9 protein-coding genes and 1 pseudogene are annotated in these 8,024 nt (G+C 64.8%); 1 reads left to right on the plus strand and 9 read right to left on the minus strand.

All coding sequences use genetic code 11. The annotated features are described in order from the left end of the window. Positions 1–19: 19 nt before the first annotated feature. From ACEPPI_RS27940 to ACEPPI_RS27960, 5 genes are all read right to left on the minus strand, one after another. Complete coding sequence (locus tag ACEPPI_RS27940) at positions 20–1,204, minus strand: protein kinase (RefSeq protein ID WP_373918033.1); 1,185 nt, start codon at positions 1,202–1,204, stop codon at positions 20–22. A 195-nt stretch (positions 1,205–1,399) separates the two neighbouring features. Continuing rightward, positions 1,400–2,209 (minus strand): serine/threonine protein kinase, encoded by an 810-nt coding sequence (locus ACEPPI_RS27945; protein WP_373918034.1) that lies wholly within the window; start codon positions 2,207–2,209, stop codon positions 1,400–1,402. A gap of 313 nt (positions 2,210–2,522) precedes the next feature. Then, complete coding sequence (locus ACEPPI_RS27950; protein WP_373918035.1) at positions 2,523–3,428, minus strand: tyrosine-type recombinase/integrase; 906 nt, start codon at positions 3,426–3,428, stop codon at positions 2,523–2,525. A 290-nt stretch (positions 3,429–3,718) separates the two neighbouring features. Continuing rightward, entirely contained in the window at positions 3,719–3,907 is a 189-nt protein-coding gene (locus tag ACEPPI_RS27955) for a helix-turn-helix transcriptional regulator (RefSeq protein ID WP_373918036.1), read from the minus strand. A gap of 93 nt (positions 3,908–4,000) precedes the next feature. Next, on the minus strand, positions 4,001–5,155 hold the full coding sequence (locus ACEPPI_RS27960) for a tyrosine-type recombinase/integrase (RefSeq protein WP_373918037.1): 1,155 nt from the start codon (positions 5,153–5,155) through the stop codon (positions 4,001–4,003). A 95-nt stretch (positions 5,156–5,250) separates the two neighbouring features. On the opposite strand from ACEPPI_RS27960, the pseudogene ACEPPI_RS27965 reads away from it, so the two are divergent. Continuing rightward, positions 5,251–5,415 (plus strand): annotated as a pseudogene (locus ACEPPI_RS27965) (pirin family protein); the annotation flags it as partial. A 489-nt stretch (positions 5,416–5,904) separates the two neighbouring features. Here ACEPPI_RS27965 and ACEPPI_RS27970 read toward each other — a convergent pair. From ACEPPI_RS27970 to ACEPPI_RS27985, 4 genes are all read right to left on the minus strand, one after another. Next, entirely contained in the window at positions 5,905–6,327 is a 423-nt protein-coding gene (locus ACEPPI_RS27970) for a hypothetical protein (protein ID WP_373918038.1), read from the minus strand. After that, on the minus strand, positions 6,324–6,614 hold the full coding sequence (locus ACEPPI_RS27975; RefSeq protein WP_373918039.1) for a hypothetical protein: 291 nt from the start codon (positions 6,612–6,614) through the stop codon (positions 6,324–6,326). Before ACEPPI_RS27975 ends, ACEPPI_RS27970 begins: the two co-directional genes overlap by 4 nt. 206 nt (positions 6,615–6,820) lie before the next feature. Next, entirely contained in the window at positions 6,821–7,798 is a 978-nt protein-coding gene (locus ACEPPI_RS27980) for a hypothetical protein (RefSeq protein WP_373918040.1), read from the minus strand. A 35-nt stretch (positions 7,799–7,833) separates the two neighbouring features. Continuing rightward, positions 7,834–8,024 (minus strand): IS3 family transposase (locus ACEPPI_RS27985; RefSeq protein ID WP_373918041.1); only part of this gene is annotated, 191 nt, incomplete at its 5' end.

Below are 8,024 nucleotides of genomic sequence, written 5' to 3' on the forward strand. Positions count from 1 at the left end.
GGCACTGTCAGTGCAGGAGTCAAAGAGCGAGATCCACCGCATACTGCGCGCGCAGCTCGTCCGCGACCCGCTTCGAGGCCGGAGGCCGCCCCTTGGCCGAGCCTGCCTTCGGCCGGGGCCGCTGGCGCTCGGGTGCTGTGGTCGGCTCTGGCAGAGGCACCGCGAGCTCCTCCGCATCGGGTTCTGCTTCGTCATCGCCCTCCTCGCCTGGTGCCGCAGCCTGCGGAGGCACATCGAGCGGGCTCTCGGGCTCCCCATCCTTGGCAAGGGCCGCCTGCTCCTGAAGGAGCTTCTCGAACGACGTCGTGAAGGGGTCCCCAGCCGGTGACGGCGGCTCGCCAGTGGTGGTGCGCGCGATCAACGCCAGTCGTGCGGACGCCGGCGAGGTTCCGGAGCTGGTGAGGATGTCCGCGCACGCATCAGAGACTGCCGTGAGGGTCGGCCTGTCCTCCGGCTCGTGCGCGAGCATCGACCCCAGCAGGGGAATGAGCGCCGCAGGCACACCAGAGAGGTCAGGGGCGATGTCGGCATTGGTGACCTGCGCCGCTATGGCTTCCCAGCGCGTCCCGTCGTACGGGTAGTGGGCGGCGGCCGCGTACAGCAGGACCGTGCCCAGCGCGTACACGTCCGCGGCCGGGGTTACCTGCGGACGGCCACTCGCCTGCTCCGGGGGCATACAGCGCACCGTGCCGATGATCATGCCGCTGTGGGACAGGGTCTCCTGGGAGGTATCCATGAAGGCGCCCAGCCCGAAGTCGATGATCATCGGACCGTCACTGCCCAGGATCACGTTCTGCGGCTTCAGGTCGCGGTGCAGAAGACCGGCGGCATGCACGGCCGCCAACCCCTCCGAAAGCAGGGCGCCGAGGCTGGCCACCATCGGAAGTGGGAGGGCGCCGTCATTGTCGATGCAGGTCAGCAGTGTGCGGCCGGCCACGTACTCCATGGCCAGCCACGGCTGGTCGGCGTAGGGGTCGGCGTCCAGGAACCGGGCCACCCGGTTCGTGCCGATCACCGTACGGGCGATCAGGGCTTCCTTCTCGAAGCGCGCACGTGTCACCGGATCCAGCTTGTCGTTGCGGATCACCTTCACCGCGACCGGATCACCCGCCGGCGTATAGGCGAGAAAGACCTCACCCATCCCGCCCGAGCCGAGCTCCCGCGCCACCGTGTAACGGCCGATCCGCGTGGGTACCCCGCTCATCCGTACCGACTCACCCTTCCGCTGCGCCTCACCTGATCGGCGCTGTTGTCCGTGAACACTCTAATCGGCCAAAAGGGCAGGCTGAGGGCCTTTCGGCTTGATCAAGGCGAGCAGGGAGCCAAGGCTGGCCGGATTTCGCGCACTGGCCGCGGTCTGGTGTCGACGGCGCGCTGCGCCGGTGAGGCCGTCAACTGCTCAGGCTGCGGCATGCCAGGCATCGGTCAGAGAGCGGACCGAGGGCCATCGCCTCTCTGGCTCTGGGGCTGTCGCTCGCTCGATGACGGCCAGCTGGGCGGGGGTGCCGCGCCACCGGGTCTCGTCGTCGCCCGCGTCGAGCAGGAGGCGCAGCGCCCGGCCGAGGTTGAACACCGTGGTCCGGATGTCGATGAGTGAGCCCCGGCTGAACTCCTCGGGTGCCATGTACCGAGTGGAGCCGGGAAGCCGGTCCGCCTGGAGCGTGAACGGCCCTGGGCGGTACTCGTCCAGGTCGCACAGCGTCATGCGGTGTTCGCCGAAGTCGTACAGCATGCAGCCGTCATAGAAGTCGACCGCCACGAGTCCGGCCTGCTCGACCGCCAGGTGGGCACTCAGGACGGATTCCAGTGCGGCCTGAATCCGGACGATCGGCAGTGCCCTGAAGCGCGCCATAGGGCTGCCGGGCGTGGCCCGTCCGCCGTGGCGAGACCGGGTCGGGTGGTAGAGGACCTCGCCCCTCACCCATGGGTAGACGAGCGCCAGGCCCTCGTCCGTGGTGAAGGAGTGCACCAAGGACACGATGGCCGGATGGGAGACGGCCTGGTGGACCGCGATTGCGCGGCGTAGGGAGCAGACGCCAGTCGCTTTCGAGGCGGCCTTCACGAACCAGCGGCTGCCAGCTACGTCCAGGCCGTATGAGATGCAGCCAGAGTCCTGCTCGTCGAACTTCCGGAATACAGTGCCCATCCCGTTGAGGAAGGACTCGAGCGCCGCAACGTGCGTTACGGCCAGGAACGGCTGGGTCGTCATTCCCTTAATCCTGTCACCCTCTCCGCCAGCTCCGCAGCCAGTTTCACGGCTTCAGGGCATTGAAGTGACGCGCCTGACCCCATGCTTCTGACGACCGCCGCCCGGCACCTGGTGGCCGTGTGCCTGACATCTTGCCCAACACCTCCATGGGGCGTGCCAGCCCTCGGCGCCAGTCGCGATGCCCCGCGCAGGCTGTCGAGCCCGGTCACCGCGCATGGCGGTGCGCCGTGACCGGCCGCCCCAATTGAAGGAAGCCTGGGAGCGGTTCGGCAGCGTGAGCAGGCATCCGCCGATGGTGTGATTTGCGCAGCTCCTACGCGGCCAAGGCGAGATCCAGAGACGATGCTGCGCTTGCGATCGAGCCAGGCATGAGGTGCCGGTAGACCTTAAACGTCACGTCCAGGCTCTTATGTCCCATCCAGTCTGCAACATCAGTGATCGGTATGCGAAGCTGGAGGCATTGTGATGCAAAGAAATGCCGAAAGCTGTACAGCACGATTCCTTCCGGAATGATGGACGGGTGGTCTCGCTTCAGTCTCTGCCACTGATTTTGAAGCAGGTAGGCTTGAAAAGGTCTTGATGGGTCCCGTGGGTCCCTTAGGAGATAGCCGTCGATCGTGCCGTATGTTCGAGCGTAGCATTCGATTTCCTGCTTGATCCGTGAAGGAAGCGGCACATCCCGGTACTCGCCTGGTTTCCGGTGCTTGAGGCGTCCGCACGCCTTCGTTGTCTGGTTAACCTGCTCGGTTATCCTGTACGTGTTGTCGGAAGCGATATTGTTGATGTTTACTGCGACCGCTTCGGCGTTCCGCATCCCACACCCGCTCATCAGGTCGCAGAGGAGGCGGAACTTCTCGTCACCGATTTCTCGTATTTCCCGCAACTGGGCAGGTGTGGGGATTGAGGCTCGCGTTGGCGTGTACTGTGGCGATCTGACGCCATCCAGTGGGTTGAAGTCGTAAACTCCTACCCGTTGCGCATCGAGAAGTATGGTGGACAGTTTGTCGAATGCGTTGGATTGCGTTGCTGTCCCAGTGCCCATTGTTTCCATGGTCCGGATAAAGTCATCGACGACCTTGTGGTCGAACGAGTTCATGCGGCGACTGCCCAGGACTGGGATGATGTGATGCTCGAGGAGCGAATCTAGGTGTCGAGCTGAGGAGGCGGCCAAGTGCCGCTGCCCTTTCCTCCAGAGTTCTACGTACTCGGTGAGGTTCATTTGGCCGTACTTCTCGGCGCGCTCGTATCTGAAACCTGCACTTGCTGACGCCTTGGCCTTCGAGGCGTAAATTTGTGAAAGTCGTGACGTAGCCTGAGCCTGGGTGCGGAATCCCCCTTCCTCTGTTTGGCGTCCGCTCGCACTCCGGTATCTGATCGCGTACGAATGCGGACATCGTGACCACTTTTCGCTCGGGTCGTCGCAACGCTTGAATACAGTCCCCATGCCTCGGGGAAGGGATTTTGTGGGCACCGGCCTGCCTTGCTGAATCGTTCGGGATGGAGGTGACGTTAGGTAGTTTGCCTGCGCTGTCGTATCCAGGAATTAACCTCGGATACTTTGAACCGGACTTTTGCGCTACGCCCGGTCCCGAATCTGTAACTGGCGAGACCTGACCGGTGTGCTTCCCTGTATACCCACGACACGGACATGCTCAGTTGGGCAGCCAACTGCTTTGCGGAGATGAACTCGTTCGACACCCGGACCTCTTGTGTGAAGTGCTATGGCAGGTGTCAATGATCCGAAGGATCCCCGGTTTGGCTGACCGGGGATCCCGTGGTATACGGGCTCGGTTAAGCGGCTAGGCTTACGTTGAGGATCTTGGCTGCCTGCCCGATGGACCCCGGCAGCAGGTGCCGGTAGATCTTGAACGTGATCTCCAGGCTCTTGTGGCCCATCCACTCCGCGACGTCGGTGATCGGGATGCGATGAGCCAGGCAGTTCGACGCGAAGAAATGCCTGCATCCGTAGATCACCATGCCTTCAGGGACATCGAGGGCGCCGGCGCGCTTGAGTCTCTGCCACTGGTTCTGGAGCAGGTAGGGCTGGTACGCGCGATCGCGATCGTGCGGATGGCGCAGGAGGTAGCCGTCCACGGTGCCGTACTTGTCGGCGTACCACTCGATGGTCTGCTTCACTCGCGCTGGCAGAGGTACGTCCCGGTACTCGTCGAGCTTGCGGTGCTTCAGGCGGTCGTAGTGCTTGGTGGTCTGGTTGACCTGCTCGGTGACGCGATAGACGTCGTCCGCCACGATGTTCCTGATGTTGACCGCGGCCGCCTCGGCATTGCGGAGTCCGCAGCCGCTCATGACATCGACCAGGAGCATGAAGGTGTCGTCGCCGGCGGCGCGTAGGCCCCGTAGTTGTTCGGCGGATGGGATGACGGCCTTCTTGGGGTCGTAGACGGGCGCCTGCACACCAAGAAGCGGGTTGTCCTCGAAGATGCCGAGCCGATGAGCGTCAAGCAGGACCGCTTTGAGTTTGTCGAAGGCGTTGGACTGCGTCGCAAGTCCTACGCTGTTGCGCTCCATCGTGCGTATGAAGCCGTCGACGACCTTGTGGTCGAACGTATTCATGCGCCGACTGGAGAGTGCCGGGAAGATGTGGTGCTGCAGAAGCGAGTCGAGGTGGCTGAGCGAAGCCGGCGCGAGGTGACGTTGGCCCTGCTTCCACTCCGCGGTGTACTCGTCGAAGCGCATCTGGCCGTACCGCGCGATGCGCTCGGCCTTAGCTTGGTTGGCCGGCTTCGCTTGCTTCTCGTTGTGAACAGTCGACAGGCGCTCCGCGGCCTTCTCCCGTGTGGCAAAGCCCGATGCCTCGGTCTGCTTCCCGGCCGCGTTGCGGTATCGGATCTTCCAGCCGTGGGGGCATTTCGGCCAGTAGGAGGACGCGTGCCCGCAGTCCTTGAAAATGGTGCCCATGCCGTGGGCGGTTGTCGTGGCTGCCACGTCCCCGCGACTCCTCGGATCATAATGCTGACAGTTTGCTGACTGGCAGCTATCCGAGACCCGTCTGACCTGCGCCGATGCCCGTGAGCATTGCATTGTTCTGGAACTGGATCGGACGGTCACACGATGATATCGCGCAAGCTCGCGAAGACTGGATGAACGGGACGCGATTCGGTGAGGTGAAGGGCTACGACGGCCCTCCGATTCCGTCCCCCGAACTGCCGCCAACTCACCTGAAGCCCAGGGGAAGAGTGCGTTGACCTGCCATTTCATTCCGCCCCCGGCCGGGCGCAGCGCGCGCGGCACCCTTTCCGCTTCTTGTTGCCGAAGTGGGGTCGTCGGACATCGTCCGACGGCCTTCGGGGTGCGTGATCGAGTCTCAGGTGTTGCAGGCTGTAATCAGCTCTGGTTGGACGAATGCTGACCTTTTGCTGACTTTACTGACGAGTAGTTAGATCGGCCCTAGGTTTGCGCCGGATTGCCTTGCCCGCAAAGGACGGCGGATGCTGCCCTTGCCTCGTCGGCTCCGACGGCCTTGTCGGGGAGCCGGTCAAGGCGTTCGATCTGTCGCCTGAGCGGGCGCGGTGGCGTGTGGTGGACCTTGTGGACAAGTGACAACAGCCTCGCTGCTCCGGTCCTGCCAGCCAGCCGCTGGCGGGAGACTGTGCGGGTGCTGGAGGTTGCGCCTCCGGGCAGACCAGACGTAGCTGCTGCTCGGCGAGGAATGATGCGCTGATCGCCAGTCGGAACTACAGGCGGGCCAGCTGCTCGTGTACGGCACGGGCCGGCTCTGAGTAGAAATCGATGCGGTCCTGGGCTTGGAGTACCTGGGCGCACACGGTGGGCATGCCGGTGCGTGCCTCGGGCCGGTCCAGGACGGGGGCGAGCTCGGTTCGGATGCGGGCGGCCGTCTCTGGGGTCAGCAGCGCGTAAACGAACAGGGTGGCGGCGTCGTAGTCGTACAGGGCGCAGCCCCGTCCTTCCCAGTCCAGGATGTGCGGGCCGCGGGTGACGTTGCCGTAGTAGAGGTCTCCGTGGGCGGTGGACCAGATGACGTCCTCGACCTGGTGGCCGGTGAGCTCGGTGATGACGCGGCGCAGGTGCTCCTCCCGTACGGCCTCGCGGTCCGCCGGCGGCTGGACGTCGGCGAGGGCGTCCAGGGCAGCCGTCATCTCCTTCCACCACGTCTCGGGCAGGCCCGTGTCGTCGTCGAGGACGGGCGCGGGGAGACCAGCGGGTCGGGGGCGAGGGCGTAGAGCTCGGCCCGGTAGGCGTAGCCGTCGGTGGGCCAGTCCCGGATGCGGCACAGGCCGGGCCGCGGCACTGCGGCGGGGAGGGTGCGGGAGGTGGACGGGCCGTTCCACAGCGTTCCACCGTCGGTGCCGGCCTCGGCGCAGACCACGCGGAGCCAGTGCGGACCGGCGGCCGACGACAGGGTCCGGCCCCGGTCCCCCCACACCGGCGGCCGGTGGCGCGCAGGCCGAACTGATCGGAGGCGTGCTGCTGGGCGGCCAGCATCCGGTCGGCGGTGGCGGGGGTCTCGAACATGGCGGTCCTACCTCGGCTGGGAGACGGCTGCCGCGTCCTTGGATACCAGCTCGGTAGAGACAGCACGATGCCCCCATCCGAAAGTGAGGGGCACCATGAGGCTCGGCCCGACCGGATCTATTCGGCAGCGGGCAGCAGCCGCTCAAAGAACTCATTCACGACCGCCTCCACCGTGTCCGGCTGCTCCGGCGGCAACTCACGCGCCCCGAAGCGGTACAGCTCGTAGCCGGACAGCCTCAGATCCCGGTCCGCAGCCATCATCTCCCCGTACAGCTGCGGCGAAGCGATCTTCCGGACACCCTCGGCCAGCCGCTCCTCCCGGCTGTAGTGCTGCGCTCCGTCGATCTCGATCACGACCCGTGAGCCGTCAGGGAGCAGCATGAGGAAGTCCATCCGCTGCCGCTCCAGGTCCTTGTCGTTGGTGGGGTCTGTCTGAGAGTAGGGGTCGTAGTGGAGGTGAACCTCCGGGAGCAGGGCCGGCTGCTCGAAGCCCAGTGCGGGGTGCAGCCGGTCGACCCGGGCGTAGTACGAGGAGAAGAACCTGCGCTGCGGCGGGGACGTCTTCGGCAGCGACTGGAACATTCGAAGGCGCAGCAGGCGACTGACCGCGACGTCGTCCTTGCCCGCGGTGAGATCCGGGTGCTCTGTACGCCACCAGTCGATGAGAGCCTGCACCGTCAGCCCCGATGACAAGAGCGGCCGGTCGTAGATCATCCACAGGTGCCGGTACGTCGTGACCTTGATGATGTTCTGCGTCGCGTCGACCATCACGATCTTCGGCTTCGGCCCGAGGCCCGCGAAGATCAGCTGCTGGAACTGGCCATGCGCACTGCGAACCCCGTACGTCCGGAGCATCTCGTCCACACGATCGCTCCCGACCTGCGTCACCACCCGCTGCGCAAAGGCGATCAGGTCTTGATCGGTCTTCACCGTGTCCAGGTGCACCCGCGTGTACGCGAACAGGCCGTCCTCGATGAACACCTCGCCCGGCGACTCCAGGCCCAGTCGACCAAGCAGGACCATCAGCCGTGACCCGTCCGGCGCGAACTCGACCAGTGCGTCCACGATCGCCTCGCGCAGCACCTCGGTCGGCACCGTCAATCTGAACCGTTCCGGGTTTGATCGAGACTCTAGGTCGTGACTGTGACTTGGGGTTTCGTGGTTTCGCGGTAATGGTTGGTCTCGTATTCGACGGGCGGGATGTGCCCTATTTCACCGTGGAGTCGTCGGTGGTTGTACCAGTCGACGTACTCGGCGGTGGCGAGCTCGACGTCGGACAGCGTCTTCCACGGCCGCCGTGGCTTGATCAGCTCGGTCTTGA

Origin of the sequence: Streptomyces sp. AB3(2024) (assembly GCF_041862025.1) — a bacterium.
In the GTDB taxonomy this organism is placed as follows: domain Bacteria; phylum Actinomycetota; class Actinomycetes; order Streptomycetales; family Streptomycetaceae; genus Streptomyces.

Coding starts and splice junctions, on each gene's coding strand:
- ACEPPI_RS27940 (WP_373918033.1), bottom strand. CDS start 1,204: ATGAGCGGGGTACCCACGCGGATCGGCCGTTACACGGTGGCGCGGGAG.
- ACEPPI_RS27945 (WP_373918034.1), bottom strand. CDS start 2,209: ATGACGACCCAGCCGTTCCTGGCCGTAACGCACGTTGCGGCGCTCGAG.
- ACEPPI_RS27950 (WP_373918035.1), bottom strand. CDS start 3,428: ATGAACCTCACCGAGTACGTAGAACTCTGGAGGAAAGGGCAGCGGCAC.
- ACEPPI_RS27970 (WP_373918038.1), bottom strand. CDS start 6,327: ATGACGGCTGCCCTGGACGCCCTCGCCGACGTCCAGCCGCCGGCGGAC.